This window comes from Treponema sp. OMZ 840 (assembly GCF_050937815.1).
In the GTDB taxonomy this organism is placed as follows: Bacteria; Spirochaetota; Spirochaetia; order Treponematales; family Treponemataceae; genus Treponema_C.
This window is the reverse complement of the sequence record NZ_JACDIJ010000064.1, coordinates 1-219: the sequence shown is the minus strand read 5'-3', so window position 1 is coordinate 219 and position 219 is coordinate 1. Positions and strand designations below refer to the sequence as shown.

Here is a 219-nt window from a genome sequence, read left to right as displayed (position 1 = left end):
TCCCTTGAGGATGCCGAAGTTCTTGAAGCGGCGGAAGCCGAACTTCCGGAGGAAGCACAAAGCGCCGAACCTCTTGGAGAACTTGAAGAAGTAGAAGAGCTTGAAGAAGCCGAAAGTACCGAATCTGCGCTTTTTGCGGAAGCGGAAACCGTTGAGCCGCTCGAAGAAGTAGAAGAACTTGAAGAGGCCGGCAGCGATGAAAAAGCTTCACCCCTTGAG

At 52.5% G+C, this 219-nt stretch carries 1 pseudogene; it reads left to right on the top strand.

The features are described from left to right. Positions 1-219: pseudogene (locus H0R92_RS14115) on the top strand (hypothetical protein); the annotation flags it as partial.